This is a genomic window from Micromonospora sp. DT46 (genome assembly GCF_049841735.1).
Taxonomy (GTDB): domain Bacteria; phylum Actinomycetota; class Actinomycetes; order Mycobacteriales; family Micromonosporaceae; genus Micromonospora; species Micromonospora reichwaldensis.
The window spans coordinates 543,469-557,488 of the sequence record NZ_JBNCKW010000001.1 but is presented as its reverse complement, the minus strand read 5'-3'; the positions used below and the strand labels follow the sequence as shown (position 1 = coordinate 557,488).

The following is a 14,020-nucleotide window of genomic DNA, read 5'->3' as shown; positions in this document are numbered from 1 at the left end:
TCAGTACGCGTGCGTCACCGTGATCGTGATGTTCGTGCAGGAGTTCGCCCGGCTGGTCAACGCGCTCTTCTCGGCGCTGTCGACGCTCAGCCGCCACCGGGTCTTCACCGCCACCCACTCGCCGACGTACCGGCACTTCTCGTTGGTGGGCTGCCAGGTGGCCGGGTCCTGGTCGCCCTTGGCCTGGTTGACGTTGTCGGTCACCGCGACCAACGACCTGACGTCGCCGAGGTCGTTGGCGAACGCCTGCCGCCGCGACGTGGTCCAGTTCCGGGCGCCCGAGTCCCACGCCTCGGCGAGCGGAACCATGTGGTCGATGTCCAGGTCGGACGGGTTGGTCCAGTAGGCGGCGTCGTAGTAGGAGCGCCAGCGCCCGCCGGTCAGTTGGCAGCTCGAGCCCACCGTGGGGCGGGTGGTGGCCTCGGCGATCAGCACCTCGTAGCGGGTGTTGCAGCCGTCGGAGTCCGCGTCGGTCCAGTGCGGGGAACAGGTCCCGGTTGTAGCCGGTACGGCTCTCGGCGGCCACCGGCAGGTCGGCGACGAGGGTACGCAGCGGCACCGAGACGGTGGCCGCGTGGGCGGGGGCGGACAGGCCGAGGGTGGCGGCGGTGACGGTGGCCAGCAGGCCGCCGGTCCAGCGGAGGGTACGGGTCATCGTGAACTCCGTCCGATCGATCGGGATGGCTGACAGTGCAACCGGCCCGGGTGCCGACGGACCGGACCCAGGGTTACTGGAGAACCAAATCGATCGATACGTTACGGGAAGTCTCCCATCGATGGGAATCCCGATAGCTGCGAAATCTGGCAGATCCCGGTCCCGCCGGCGCTGTCGATCCGTACCGTTTGCGCGAGATGACGGACCGTTAGTGCCGGATGTAAACCATCCGTGCGGTGTCGCGTTGGTCGGAAATCTGACCGAAGTCGACCCGTTGTGCCAGTGGTAGGTGGTGGTTAAGCTCTTGATGCGCGCCCCAATCGCCCGCTTCCCCCGTGGCAGGCGATCGGGGCGCGCATCTACGTCGAACGGGCCCGCACGCCACCGCGTGCGGGCCCGTTCTTTGTGCACCCGCCGCGCCGCCCGGGGCGCGCGGCGGGTGCCGTGCCGTCCTCAGATCCAGCGGCCGTCCAGCCACATCCGCGCCGACCACTCGGCGTACGGCAGCACCTTCCCGACGAAGATCGGATGGAAGTACGCGAAGCAGAGCGCGACGAGCAGGACGTACGCCCCGGCGATCACCCCGCCGACCAGCCTGCGGTCCCGGATCTCGTCCGACTCCTCGCGCGCGGCGGCAGGTCCGCCGTCTCCCGGCTGCGCGGCGACGGCGCCCGGTGGACCGGCCGGCGTGATGATCGCGCCGAGCACGTAGACCACCGCCAGCACCAGGAACGGCAGGATCGGCGCGGTGTAGAAGGAGAACATCGTCCGGCCGTCGAGGGCGAACCAGAACCAGGGCAGCAGGCCGGCCGCCACGACGAGCAGGATCGCCCCCGCGCGCCAGTCCCGCCGGGCCAGGCCCAGCCAGACCAGCGCCGCCAGCGCGGGCAGGAACGACCACCAGAGCAGCGGGGTGCCCAGCAGCAGGACCTCGGAGGCGCAGCTCGGCGCCCCGCAGGGCCCGTTGCCAACCCAGTAGAAGGCGACCGGCCGGCCGAGCAGCAGCCACTGCCACGGCCACGACTGGTACTTGTGCGAGTCGTCGAGGCCAGTGTGGAAGCCGTACGCGGCCTTGTGGTACTCGATCAGGTTGTTCAACGCGCCGAAGACCGGGGTGTCGCTCAGCGGGGCGTTCGGGTAGCGCTCGGCCAGCCGGTAGTAGCCCTCGTCGCTGAGCAGCCAGCCGGACCAGGTGGCGACGTAGGTGACCACGATCAGGACCCCGGCCAGCACCAGCCACGGCACCTCGTCGAGGAGGGTGTCCCGCCACGGTCGGCGTACGCCGGCGGAGCGGCGGACCCCGACCTCCCACAGGATCACCAGCAGCGCGAAGACCGGCAGGAAGTAGAGCGCGCTCCACTTGACCGCGCAGGCGCAGCCGAACAGGACCCCGGCGGCGAGCCGCCACCACGGCCAGTTCCGCCAGCCGCCCGCCGGACGCCCGGCCCGCCCGGGCTGGCCCGGGTCCAGGCCGGCCTCCAGCGCCCGGGCCCACCGGCGGCGCCGGGCGTCCCGGTCGAGCACCAGGGCGCCGAACGTGGCCAGCACGAAGAACAGCAGGAAGATGTCGAGCAGCGCGGTGCGGGAGAGCACCAGGTGGAAGCCGTCCAGCGCGAGCAGCAGGCCGGCGGCGCAGCCCAGCGCGGTCGAGCGGAACATCCGCCGGCCGATGCGGACCAGCAGCAGCACCGACAGGGTGCCGATGACCGCCGCCGAGACCCGCCAGCCGAACTCCGGGGCGGTCGTCATCAGGTGCCCCGGCACGGAGATGCCGTGCTCGGCGTCGGCGTAGCCGAAGGCCCACTCGCCGAACCCGATCAGCCACTTGCCCAGCGGCGGGTGGACCACGTACGACGCGCCGCCGTCCTTGTAGTTCCACTCGACGCCCTTGTCGATGAGCCCCCAGCCCTCCCGGGCGTAGTAGGTCTCGTCGAAGATCTTGCCCGGCGGGTGGCTCAGGCCGACGAAGCGCAGGATCGCCGCGATGGCGACGATCACGCCGGTGGCGAGCCAGGAACGCCCGTCCAGCCGGGCCTCGACGGTGGCCAGCCGCCGCCGGACCACGCCGGGGATCCCGCCGGAAGCCGGGGACCTGCCCTCCGGCGGACTCCCGTCCGTGAGGTCCTGCCCCGCCTGGTCCGCGCTCTGTGCTGTCGACGCACTCGTCACCCGGCGATCGTAGGCTGCGAAGGTGCCCGGTGGCGCCCGTCGTCCCCGATACCGGTAAAGCCGTCGATGAAGGAGTTGCATCTCGTGGGTGAAAAGTCCGAAACCGGGCGCCTGGTCCTGCTCGGCGCGCCGCTCGGCAACCCCGCCGACGCCTCCGCCCGGTTCCGTGAGGTGCTCGCCGCCGCGGACGTGGTGGCCGCCGAGGACACCCGCCGGCTGACCCGGCTGGCCCGGGACCTCGACGTCACCGTCGGCGGCCGCATCGTCTCCTACTTCGAGGGCAACGAGGAGCGGCGCACCCCCGAGCTGGTCGACGTGCTGACCGCCGGCTACCTGGTCGCCCTGGTCACCGACGGCGGCATGCCGAGCGTCTCCGACCCGGGCTACCGGCTGGTCCGGGCTGCCCTCGACGCCGGCGTGCCGGTCACCGCCGCGCCGGGCCCGAGCGCGGTCACCACCGCCCTGGCACTGTCCGGCCTGCCCTGCGACCGGTTCTGCTTCGAGGGCTTTCTGCCGCGCACCGGCGGCGCCCGGCGGTCCCGCCTGCGGGCGCTGGCCGCCGAGGAGCGGACGCTGGTCTTCTTCGAGGCGCCGCACCGGATCGCCGCCGCGCTCGCCGACCTGGCCGCCGCGTTCGGCGCCGACCGGCCCGCCGCACTCTGCCGCGAGCTGACCAAGACGTACGAGGAGATCGTCCGCCGCCCGCTCGGCGAGCTGGCCGACTGGGCGGCCGAGGGGGAGCCGCGCGGCGAGATCACCCTCGTCGTGGCCGGCGCGCCCGAGTCGGCCCCCGAGCGGCCCGACGACGACACGCTGCGGGCCGCCGTCGCCGCCCGCGAGGCCGCCGGGCTGTCCCGCCGGGACGCGATCACCGAGGTCGCCACGGAGTACGCCCTGCGCCGCCGCAACGTCTACGCCGTCGTGCACGCCTGACACCCGAGTCGGCACGCCTGACGCCCGACTGGAATTTCCACCCGGCCCGGCCGGGCACCCTCGGCGGCCCGGCCGTCGGGCGCCCGGCAGCACCCGACGGGCGGGCTCACCAGGCGGCGACGAGGAAGCCGAGGGTGATCGCCAGCGGGCCGGCCACGGCGCCCGTCACCGCCCAGCGGCGGGCGCGGGGGTCGGCGATCCGGGTGGACCCGGTCCACCGGACGATCCCCGCGCCGCAGCCCAGCACCACCAGCAGGCCGAGCAGCCAGCGCAGGTGCCCGGCCGCGCCGGTGTCCGCGTACGCGGTGCCGCCGTCCGGGCCGGTCATCCGGGCCGGCAGGATCGTGCCGGCCGCGGTGCGCTCCGCGGCCACCCCGCTCACCCGCACGCCGTACGCGGTCCACGTCTCGTCGGCGGGAGCGAAGTTGCCCCGGCAGCGCTGCGCGAGGCCGCCCCCGGTGCAGTCGGCGATCACCACCGTGCCCCGCGTGGCGTGCCCCACCGCCAGCCAGAACGGGCCCGCGCTGACCCAGGCGAAGAACGCCGCCATCAGGCTCAGCGCCAGCAGGGCGGCCAGCCCCGGCAGCGGATCGGGCGGACGCGGGGTGCGCCGGGCCCGACGCCGCGCGGCCTCCTCCCGGGCCGACCGCTCCCGCTCGTGCGGCGGTTCCTCCCGGATCGGGGTGCCGTCCCAGTGCACCAGCTCGATCGGCGGCCAGTACGCCCCGTCACCATCGTCGGACCCGTCCCCGCCGTCCGGCGTACGCCCGCCGTCGCCCCGGTCAGACGCAGGCCCACCACCCTCGCCGTCCGGCGTACGCCCGCCGTCGTCCCGGTCCGGCGGGTCACCGGCGGACGGACGTCCCCGGCGGGGCCAGCGGTTCGGCTGTCGGACGGGGACCCGGCGCGGTACGGCGTCGACCGGCGCCCCGGTCGTGGGCTCCACCTCGACGGCGGGCGCGGCGGACGGCGGGGCCGCCGCCGGTCCGGCGGCCTCGACGGGCGGTTCCGGTGGCGACTCCGGCGGCGCGGCGGCCTGGACCGCCCGGGGGTGCGGCGCGCGGGTGCCGCGCGGCGCCCTCCCCGCGTCGCCGTCCGTCGGGCCGGAGGGACGGTCGTCACGATCCCGGGCCGCTCGTCTGCCAGTCACGGCGTTCATTGCACCCCGCGACCAGGGCATCCGCAGGCAGCTCAGGCCGCGTGTCGGCGACAAATCGGGCGAACAACGGATCCGGTCCCGCCGGGCCGCCGACCCGAGGGCCCTATTGGTTCGCGGTCACCGCGAGCGGGTCACTAGGCTTGCTGGTCATGAGTCACGTTCTCGCGGCGGTCGCCTGGCCGTACGCCAACGGCCCGCGCCACATCGGCCACGTCTCCGGTTTCGGCGTTCCCTCCGACGTCTTCAGCCGGTACATGCGGATGGCCGGGCACGACGTGCTCATGGTGTCGGGCACCGACGAGCACGGCACCCCCATCCAGGTGCAGGCGGACGCCGACGGCGTGACCCCGCGCGAACTGGCCGACCGCTACAACCGGGTGATCGTGGAGGACCTGCACGGCCTCGGGCTCTCCTACGACCTGTTCACCCGCACCACCACCCGCAACCACTACGCGGTGGTGCAGGAGCTGTTCGAGGGGATGTACCGCAACGGCTACATCGTCCCGAAGACCACCATGGGGGCGATCTCCCCGTCCACCGGCCGGACGCTGCCCGACCGCTACATCGAGGGCACCTGCCCGATCTGCGGCTACGACGGCGCGCGCGGCGACCAGTGCGACAACTGCGGCAACCAGCTCGACCCGATCGACCTGATCGACCCGAAGTCGCGGATCAACGGGGAGACCCCGAAGTTCGTCGAGACCGAGCACTTCTTCCTCGACCTGCCCGCCCTCGCCGACGTGCTGCGGCAGTGGCTCGACACCCGCGAGGGCTGGCGGCCCAACGTGCTGCGCTTCTCGAAGAACCTGCTCGACGACCTCCAGCCCCGGGCCATCACCCGTGACCTGGAGTGGGGCGTGCCGATCCCGCTCGACGGCTGGCGGGACCGCCCCGACAAGCGCATCTACGTCTGGTTCGACGCGGTGATCGGCTACCTGTCGGCCTCGATCGAGTGGGCCCGCCGCTCCGGCGACCCCGAGGCGTGGCGCCGGTGGTGGTCCACCGACGGTGAGGGGAAGGACGCCCGCGCCTACTACTTCATGGGCAAGGACAACATCGTCTTCCACTCGGTGATCTGGCCGGCGCTGCTCTCCGGCTACTCGGGCGAGGGCAGCCGCGACGGCGCGCCGGGCGACCTGGGCCGGCTCAACCTGCCCACCGAGGTGGTCTCCAGCGAATACCTCACGATGGAGGGGAAGAAGTTCTCCTCGTCGCGCCGGGTCGTCATCTACGTACGGGACTTCCTGGAGCGCTACGACGCCGACGCGCTGCGCTACTTCATCGCCGCCGCCGGCCCGGAGAGCAACGACACCGACTTCACCTGGGCCGAGTTCCTCCGCCGCAACAACGACGAGCTGGTCGCCGGCTGGGGCAACCTGGTCAACCGGTCCGTCTCCATGGCGGCGAAGAACTTCGGCGCGATCCCGCCCGTCGACCCGGCCGGCCTCACCGAGGCCGACGAGGCGCTGCTCGCGGTCGCCCGGGCCGGCTTCGCCACCGTCGGCGACCTGATCGCCCGGCACCGCCAGAAGCAGGCCATCGGCGAGGCGATGAGGGTGGTCGCCGAGGCCAACCGGTACCTCTCCGAGCAGGCGCCGTGGAAGCTCAAGGGCGAGGACGACAAGCCGCGGATGGGCACCATCCTGCACGTCACCCTCCAGGTGGTCAGCGACGCCAACACGCTGCTCACCCCGTTCCTGCCGCACTCCGCGCAGAAGGTGCACGAGCTGCTCGGCGGCACCGGCGTCCACGCGCCGATGCCGGTCATCGAGGAGGTCGAGGACCTCGACGGAGGGCCCGCGTACCCGGTGCTGACCGGCGACTACACCGTCGGCGCGCGGTGGGAGTCCGTACCGCTGGAGGCCGGCCGGCCGCTGGCCGCGCCGAAGCCGGTCTTCCGCAAGCTCGACCCGTCGATCGTCGACGAGGAACTCGCCCGCCTGGCCGACTGACGGCCGCCTGCGTGCCGACGGGCGCGGCCCCCGAAGGGGCCGCGCCCGTCGCCCGTCGTGCCGGCCGCCGCGCCGGACCTGGCGCCGGTGCGCGTCAGGCCCGGGCCATCGCCGGCGCGCCGATGAAGTCCATGATGCTGCGGTTGACCTCGGCCGCGTTCGTCCACGGGGTGCCGTGCGGCGCGCCCTTCAGCGTGACCAGCTGGCTGCCGGGCAGCATCGGCTGCAGCCGCTGACCGGTCTTCGGGTACGGCAGCACCGCGTCGGCGTCGCCCTGCACGATCAGCACCGGCACGTCGATGCGGGACACGTCGCCCCGGAAGTCGGTCTGCCAGGCGTCCACGCTGTCGTGGGTGCCCTTCGCCGAGGCCCGGGCGCCGATCTCCCAGTGCGCCCGGAACGCCTCCTCGCTGACCAGCTTGCCCTTGTTCTCCTGGTAGTTGAAGAACGCCTCGCAGAAGGTGGTCAGGTAGGCGAACCGGTCGTCGATGATGGCCTGCTGGAAGCCCTGGAAGAGGCTCTTGTCGACGCCCTCCGGGTTGTCCGAGGTCTTCAGCAGGAACGGCGCGAGCGGGGCCAGCAGCACCGCCCGGTCGACCCGCTGCGAGCCGTACACGCCCAGGTAGCGGGTCACCTCGCCGGTGCCCATCGAGTGGCCGACCAGGATGACGTTCCGCAGGTCCAGCTCCGTCATCAGCACGTCGAGGTCGGCGGCGAACGTGTCGTAGTCGTACCCGGACGCCGGCTGGGCGGAGTTGCCGAAACCCCGCCGGTCGTACGTGATCGTCCGGTATCCGGCGGCCTGCAACGGCCCGGTCTGCTTCTCCCAGGTCGACCCGCTGAACGGGAAGCCGTGGATCAGCACGATCGGCTGACCGGAGCCGTGGTCCTCGTAGTACAGGTCGATGGGGGCGGAGTTCTCCGTCCCCACAGTGATGAAAGGCATGCGCGTCTCCTGGTCACGTGACGATCGGACGCCCGCGCTTTCCCACCCCACCCGAGGTTATGCCGCCCGGGACCGGCGCCCAGCCCCGCTCACAGCGCGTACGGCAGGTCCACCACCTGGTCGTCGGTGACCTCGGAGGCGGGCGCCCACGTCTCGTAGACGCCCCGCTCCTGGCACTGCGCCCCGGTCTCCGCCACCGCGTCCGGGCCGGGCCGACGCAGGCGCAGGCGCAGCCACCCGGACTCCTCCCGCAACACCAGGCAGGGCACGCCCCGCCAGTCGGCCAGCCGCAGCCGGCGGGCCGCCGACTCCACCGGGTACCGGGCGGCCCGGGTCATCGCCAGCACCCGGAACCCGCCCGGCTGGTCGGCCACCGCCTCGTACTCGCCGCCGGCGTAGTCGCCGACCAGCCGGGTGGAGCGGGGCGTCTCGCCGGTCGGCACGTACTCCTGGTCGGGGGAGAGCCCCGGCACCGCCGCCAGCAGGTGCCGCCACTGCGGGCCGGCCATCCGCAGCCAGCCGCGCTGCTCGGCCTGGTAACTGTAGAGCACCACCTCCACGCCGTCGGCCGGATAGGCGAGCAGGGTGGCGTTCGCCGGCATCGGCAGGTCCGCGAAGTCCCGGGTGACGAACTCCGGGACGAGCTGGGCGCTGCTGGGCACGAAGCCGGTGCCGAGCACCGCCCCGCCCAGCCGGTCCCGGGGCGCGAGCGCGGTCAGCCCCCGGTGCGCCCCGCCGACCGGCACGTCGTAGTCGGCCGGGTCGGCCGCCCGCCAGCGCAGCGCGTACGTCACGTCCGCGCCGTCGGTACCGGCCGCGCCGTCGGTGCGCAGCACGGCCGTCGCCGACGGCGTACGCAGGTGCGCCACGTCGTGCTCCCGGTAGCAGAAACCGTGCGGCAGCCACCCGCGCACGTAACCGGCGAGCTGCCGCGCGGAGAGCACCTTCACCATCCGGGTGCCCCGCCGGATTACCGCGGAGGCGCGCACCGCCGCCAGCGTCGGATCCCCGGCCGCCGCGGGCTGCTGGCTGAGCTGCTGCACGTACGCCCAGCCCCGCTCCCGGTGCAGCGGCACCAGCAGCGGGGACTCCGCCTCGTCGCCCGGGTCGGCCACGGGAGGCAAGACGGTGACCTCGGTGGCGTGCACGAACCTGCGCCACGGCAGCGCGGCGCCGGACCGGGGCGCCCACTCGAAGCCGGGCGCCTCCTCGGCACTGAACAGCTCGTACGCCGCGCCCCGGGCGATCTCCTCCGCCGGGTACACCACGCCCCCGTACGTCACACGCGGGCCGTTTCCGCTGGCCTGAGGGGTGATGGTCACGCCGACGACGCTAGGCGCGGGATGTGCCGTCCCGGTGAACAGGCGGTGGCGTCCCCACGACACGGGCCACCGGCGGTGTGTGATGCTGGCCGCGATGAGCGAGCCCACCGAAACCCGCAAGCAGCGCGCCGCCCGCCGGGCCGGGGAGTTCCCGCCCGTGCCCGAGCCGCTGCCCCGCCCCGTGCTGGACAGCCACACCCACCTCGACATCACCGTCAGCGAGGCCGGCGTGCCCCCGCAGCCGCAGGCGGACGGGGACCCGGGCGTCGTGCCCGTCGAGGACCCGGTCGCCGTGGCCGTGGCCGTCGCCGCCTCGGTGGGCGTCGACCGGCTGGTGCAGGTCGGGGTGGACGTCGCCTCCTCCCGCTGGGGGGCCGACGTCGCCGACAGCCACCCGGCCGTGCTGGCCACCGTGGCGCTGCACCCGAACGAGGCCCCCCGCCTGCCCGACCTGGACGAGGCGCTGCGCGAGATCGAGGCGCTCGCCGCCCTGGACCGGGTACGGGGGATCGGCGAGACGGGGATGGACTTCTTCCGCACCGGCGAGGAGGGACGCGCCGTCCAGGAGGAGAGCTTCCGGGCGCACATCGCCATCGCCAAGCGGTACGGCAAGGCCCTGGTCGTGCACGACCGGGACGCGCACGCCGACGTGCTGCGGATCCTCGACGACGAGGGCGCGCCGGACACCGTGGTGCTGCACTGCTTCTCCGGCGACGCCGACTTCGCCCGCGAGTGCGTTCGCCGGGGCTACCTGCTCAGCTTCGCCGGCACGGTCACCTTCGGCAGCGCCGCCGCGCTGCGGGAGGCCGCCGCGCTGACCCCGGTCGAGCAGATCCTGGTGGAGACCGACGCGCCCTACCTGACCCCGATGCCGCACCGGGGCCGGCCGAACGCCTCGTACCTGATCCCGCTGACCGTACGGTCGCTGGCCGAGACGACGGGCACGGACCTGGACGACCTCTGCGCCGCCGTCTCCGCCACCGGCGACCGCGTCTTCGGCCCGTGGTGAGCAGGAGGGCCCCTGGCCCGCGCGCCCCCCACGCCGCCCGCATAGGCTACGGGGCGTGACCGGTCTCCTCGGCCCGGCGGAGATCCGGGAACTGGCCGCCCGGCTGGGCGTCACCCCCACCAAGAGGCTCGGCCAGAACTTCGTGCACGACCCGAACACCGTCCGGCGCATCGTCACTGCCGCCGGGCTGGCCCCGGACGACGTGGCGCTGGAGGTCGGTCCCGGCCTCGGCTCCCTCACCCTCGCCCTGCTCCCGGCCGCCGCGCACGTGCACGCCGTGGAACTCGACGCGACGCTGGCCGGCGCGCTGCCCGACACCGCCGCCCGGCACGCCGGGCCCGACGCCGCGCGGCTCACCGTGCACCACGCCGACGCGCTGCGGGTCCGCGCCACCGAGTTGGCCGAACCCGCGCCCACCGCGCTGGTGGCGAACCTGCCCTACAACGTGGCCGTGCCGGTGGTGCTGCACCTGCTCGCCGAGCTGCCCAGCCTGCGGCACGGGCTGGTGATGGTGCAGAAGGAGGTCGCCGACCGGCTCGTCGCCGGCCCCGGCTCCAAGGTGTACGGCGTGCCGTCGGTCAAGCTCGCCTGGTACGCCTCGTCCCGCGCCGCCGGGAAGGTCCCGCCGAACGTCTTCTGGCCGGTGCCGAACGTCGACTCCGGGCTGGTCGCCTTCACCCGCCGCGAGCCGCCCCGCGCCGACGTACCCCGGAAACGGGTCTTCGCCGTGGTGGACGCGGCCTTCGCGCAGCGCCGCAAGACCCTGCGCGCCGCGTTGGCCGGCTGGGCCGGCGGCGCGGACCGGGCGGCCGAGGCGCTCACCGCCGCCGGCGTCGACCCCGGCGCGCGCGGGGAGTCGCTCACCGTCGAGCAGTTCGCCGCCATCGCCGCGTCGGCCCCGGCCGCCCCACCCGCCGCGCAGTAGGCTGACGCCCGTGACCGAGGCCTGGGGACCGGACGACGAGGACGAGCAGCGGCGGCGCGGAGCCAGCGGACCGGTGCGGGTCCGGGTGCCCGCCAAGGTCAACCTGCACCTCGGGGTGGGACCGCTGCGCCCCGACGGCTACCACGAGCTGAACACCGTCTACCACGCCATCTCCATCCACGACGAGCTGACCGCCCGCCGGGGCGACACGCTCACCCTCACCATGGAGGGCGAGGGCGCCGGCGAGCTGGCCCTGGACGACACCAACCTGGCCATCCGGGCGGCCCGCGCCCTCGCCGGCTACGCGGGGGTGCCGCCGCACGCCCGGCTGCACCTGCGCAAGCAGATCCCGCTGGCCGGTGGGCTGGCCGGAGGCAGCGCCGACGCGGCCGCGGCGCTGGTCGCCTGCGACACGCTCTGGGGGACCGGGCTGTCCCGCGACGAGCTGGCCCGGATCGCCGCCGACCTCGGCTCCGACGTGCCGTTCCTGATTCACGGCGGCACCGCGCTCGGCACCGGCCGGGGCGAGTCGGTCAGCCCCGTGCTGGCCCGCCCCACCACCTGGCACTGGGTGGTGGCCGTGGCCGACAGCGGCCTCTCCACCCCGGTCGCCTACCGGGAACTGGACCGGCTGCGCGAGGCCGGCACCGCCGGTGAGCCGCTGGGCAGCACTGACGCGCTCTTCGCCGCGTTGCGCCAGCGGGACCCGCGGGTGCTCGCCGCGGCCCTCGGCAACGACCTCCAGGACGCCGCCCTGGCCATGCGCCCGTCGCTGGCGGAGACGCTGAAGGCCGGCGAGGCGGCCGGCGCGCTGGCCGGCATCGTCTCCGGCTCGGGGCCGACCTGCGTCTTCCTCGCGGCGGACGCCGCCGACGCCGAGCGGATCGCCGCGGAGCTGGCCACCGCCGACGTGTGCCGCGAGGCGCGCACCGCGTACGGTCCGGTGCCCGGCGCGCGCATCGCCTGACCGGCCCACCCGCCCCGATCCCGCGCTCCCGGCCCCCGGGTACCGCCTCTCCAGGGGGCGCCGGGTGGAGCCCGCGCCCGGCGGGCGGCGGGGCGGTCCGCGTACGCTGGAGACTCAGGCGTCCCAGGTGCCGGCCGGCACCGGGACGCCTTGATCATGGGAGGTGAGGTCGTGGCCAACATCGTCAACCTGGACCGGGTTTCCAAGGGCTACGGCGCCGCCGGGCCGCTGCTCACCGACGTGTCGCTCGGCCTGGACGACGCCGACCGGATCGGCGTGGTCGGCCTCAACGGCGCCGGCAAGTCCACCCTGCTGCGGCTGCTCACCCGCATCGAGGAACCGGACGACGGGCGGGTCACCCACCGCCGCGACCTGCGGGTCGCCTGGCTGCCGCAGAGCCTCCAGCTCGCCCCCGAGGCCACCGTCCGGGACGTGGTGCTCGGCACCGCCTGGCTCGGCGAGAGCATGGGCGCCGAGCACGAGTGGGCCGGCGACGCCGGCGTGCGGGCCATCCTCGACGGCCTCGGCATGCCCCACCTCGGCCTCGACCAGCCCGTCGGCCCGATGTCCGGCGGCGAGCGGCGGCGGGTCGCGCTGGCCGCGCTGCTGGTCCGCGAGTCCGACCTGCTCATCCTCGACGAGCCCACCAACCACCTCGACGTCGGCGGCGTCGACTGGCTGGCGAAGTACCTCGTCGGCCGCAAGGGCGCGCTCGTCGTGGTCACCCACGACCGGTGGTTCCTCGACGCTGTCTGCACCACCACCTGGGAGGTCGCCGACCAGACCGTCCGGGCGTACGAGGGCGGCTTCGCCGCCTGGACCCTCGCCCGCGCCGAGCGGGACCGGGTCGCCGCGGCCACCGAGGCCCGCCGGCAGAACCTGCTCCGCAAGGAGATCGCCTGGCTGCGGCGCGGCCCGCCCGCCCGCACCTCCAAGCCGCAGTTCCGCATCGACGCCGCCAACGCCCTCATCGCCGACGTCCCGCCGGCGCGCGACACCATGTCGCTGCAACGGCTCGCCACCGCCCGGCTCGGCAAGCAGGTGTACGACCTGGCGCAGGTCACCCTGCACGCCGGCCCGAAGGAGATCCTGCGCGACACCACCTGGCAGGTCGGCCCCGGCGACCGGATCGCCATCCTCGGCCGCAACGGGGCCGGCAAGACCACCCTGCTGCGGATGCTGGCCGGCATCACCCGCCCCGACGGCGGGCGCTTCGCCACCGGCTCGACCGTCCGGCCGGCCTTCCTCTCCCAGGAGCTGGCCGAACTGCCCGGCCACCTGCGGGTGCTCGAAGCGGTGGAGGAGGTCGCCCGGCGGGTGCAACTCGGCGACCGGGAGGTCTCCGCCGCCCAACTCGCCGAGGTCTTCGGCTTCGACGACCGGCGGCTCTGGACGCCCGTCAGCGACCTCTCCGGCGGCGAGCGTCGCCGGTTGCAGATGCTCCGCCTGTTGGCGGGGGAGCCGAACGTGCTGCTGTTCGACGAGCCCACCAACGACCTGGACACCGACACCCTCGCCGCGCTGGAGGACCTGCTCGACTCCTGGCCCGGCACCGTCATCGTGGCCAGCCACGACCGGTACCTCATCGAGCGGGTCACCGAGGTCGCGTACGGGATGTTCGGCGACGGGCGGCTGGTGCACCTGCCCGGGGGCGTCGACGAGTACCTCGCCCGGGCCGCCGGCCAGCCCGGCCCCGCGATGCCGGAGACGGCCCCCGGGGGCGGCGCCGACACCCCCGCCGCGACCGGCATGTCCGCCGCCGAGGCGCGGCAGGCCCGCAAGGAACTGGCCCGGCTGGAACGGCAGGTCGGCAAGCTGGAGCAGAAGGAGGCGACGCTGCTCGACCAGCTCGCCACGCACGCCACCGACTACGCGAAGGTCGCCGAGCTCGACGCCCAGCTCAAGGAGCTGCGGGCCGAGCGGGAGCGGACCGAGGAGTCCTGGCTGGCCCTGGCCGAGGAGATCCCGGCGACCTGAGTCGCC

The 14,020-nt window shown here is 74.4% G+C and carries 11 protein-coding genes; 6 read left to right on the top strand and 5 right to left on the bottom strand.

Annotation, left to right across the window (positions count from 1 at the left end; translation table 11 throughout):
• Nucleotides 1-435 (bottom strand): HNH endonuclease family protein, encoded by a 435-nt coding sequence (locus ACLQ20_RS02510; RefSeq protein ID WP_425853993.1) that lies wholly within the window; start codon nucleotides 433-435, stop codon nucleotides 1-3.
• Nucleotides 436-1,108: 673 nt separating this feature from the next.
• Nucleotides 1,109-2,824, bottom strand: a complete 1,716-nt coding sequence (locus ACLQ20_RS02505; protein WP_358115314.1) for a dolichyl-phosphate-mannose--protein mannosyltransferase — start codon at nucleotides 2,822-2,824, stop codon at nucleotides 1,109-1,111.
• A 66-nt stretch (nucleotides 2,825-2,890) separates the two neighbouring features.
• Here ACLQ20_RS02505 and rsmI point away from each other — a divergent pair, with 66 nt between their 5' ends.
• Nucleotides 2,891-3,757 (top strand): 16S rRNA (cytidine(1402)-2'-O)-methyltransferase, encoded by an 867-nt coding sequence (gene rsmI, locus ACLQ20_RS02500; protein ID WP_425853992.1) that lies wholly within the window; start codon nucleotides 2,891-2,893, stop codon nucleotides 3,755-3,757.
• A gap of 106 nt (nucleotides 3,758-3,863) precedes the next feature.
• On the opposite strand, the gene ACLQ20_RS02495 is transcribed toward rsmI, so the two are convergent.
• Nucleotides 3,864-4,916: a hypothetical protein gene (locus tag ACLQ20_RS02495; protein ID WP_358115320.1), complete on the bottom strand. Its 1,053-nt coding sequence runs from the start codon at nucleotides 4,914-4,916 to the stop codon at nucleotides 3,864-3,866.
• A gap of 149 nt (nucleotides 4,917-5,065) precedes the next feature.
• Here ACLQ20_RS02495 and metG point away from each other — a divergent pair, with 149 nt between their 5' ends.
• Nucleotides 5,066-6,868, top strand: coding sequence for a methionine--tRNA ligase (metG, locus tag ACLQ20_RS02490; RefSeq protein ID WP_358115323.1), 1,803 nt, complete (start codon nucleotides 5,066-5,068; stop codon nucleotides 6,866-6,868).
• A 94-nt stretch (nucleotides 6,869-6,962) separates the two neighbouring features.
• Here the strand turns inward: metG and ACLQ20_RS02485 are convergent, their stop codons facing one another.
• Together ACLQ20_RS02485 and ACLQ20_RS02480 are read right to left on the bottom strand one after the other, a co-directional pair.
• Nucleotides 6,963-7,814 carry an alpha/beta fold hydrolase gene (locus ACLQ20_RS02485; protein ID WP_327030435.1) on the bottom strand — a complete coding sequence of 284 codons (852 nt, stop codon included), beginning with the start codon at nucleotides 7,812-7,814 and terminating at the stop codon, nucleotides 6,963-6,965.
• Nucleotides 7,815-7,903: 89 nt separating this feature from the next.
• Entirely contained in the window at nucleotides 7,904-9,136 is a 1,233-nt protein-coding gene (locus tag ACLQ20_RS02480; protein WP_425853991.1) for a hypothetical protein, read from the bottom strand.
• Between the two features lie 82 nt (nucleotides 9,137-9,218).
• Here ACLQ20_RS02480 and ACLQ20_RS02475 point away from each other — a divergent pair, with 82 nt between their 5' ends.
• The 4 genes from ACLQ20_RS02475 (at nucleotide 9,219) to ACLQ20_RS02460 (ending at nucleotide 14,014) form a co-directional block, all read left to right on the top strand.
• Nucleotides 9,219-10,145, top strand: a complete 927-nt coding sequence (locus ACLQ20_RS02475; RefSeq protein ID WP_425853990.1) for a TatD family hydrolase — start codon at nucleotides 9,219-9,221, stop codon at nucleotides 10,143-10,145.
• A gap of 55 nt (nucleotides 10,146-10,200) precedes the next feature.
• On the top strand, nucleotides 10,201-11,070 hold the full coding sequence (rsmA, locus tag ACLQ20_RS02470; protein ID WP_327030438.1) for a 16S rRNA (adenine(1518)-N(6)/adenine(1519)-N(6))-dimethyltransferase RsmA: 870 nt from the start codon (nucleotides 10,201-10,203) through the stop codon (nucleotides 11,068-11,070).
• A gap of 10 nt (nucleotides 11,071-11,080) precedes the next feature.
• The gene (locus ACLQ20_RS02465) at nucleotides 11,081-12,037 is read left to right on the top strand and encodes a 4-(cytidine 5'-diphospho)-2-C-methyl-D-erythritol kinase (RefSeq protein ID WP_327030439.1); all 957 of its coding nucleotides are present in this window, start codon (nucleotides 11,081-11,083) and stop codon (nucleotides 12,035-12,037) included.
• A gap of 171 nt (nucleotides 12,038-12,208) precedes the next feature.
• A complete protein-coding gene (locus tag ACLQ20_RS02460; RefSeq protein ID WP_151453467.1) occupies nucleotides 12,209-14,014 on the top strand; it encodes an ABC-F family ATP-binding cassette domain-containing protein in 1,806 nt (601 codons plus the stop codon).
• The last annotated feature ends 6 nt before the right edge of the window (nucleotides 14,015-14,020 follow it).

Excerpts from the sequence above, each read along its gene's own strand:
- ACLQ20_RS02475 (WP_425853990.1), top strand. The coding sequence starts at position 9,219 with ATGCTGGCCGCGATGAGCGAGCCCACCGAAACCCGCAAGCAGCGCGCC.
- metG (WP_358115323.1), top strand. The coding sequence starts at position 5,066 with ATGAGTCACGTTCTCGCGGCGGTCGCCTGGCCGTACGCCAACGGCCCG.
- rsmI (WP_425853992.1), top strand. The coding sequence starts at position 2,891 with ATGAAGGAGTTGCATCTCGTGGGTGAAAAGTCCGAAACCGGGCGCCTG.
- ACLQ20_RS02485 (WP_327030435.1), bottom strand. The coding sequence starts at position 7,814 with ATGCCTTTCATCACTGTGGGGACGGAGAACTCCGCCCCCATCGACCTG.
- ACLQ20_RS02495 (WP_358115320.1), bottom strand. The coding sequence starts at position 4,916 with ATGAACGCCGTGACTGGCAGACGAGCGGCCCGGGATCGTGACGACCGT.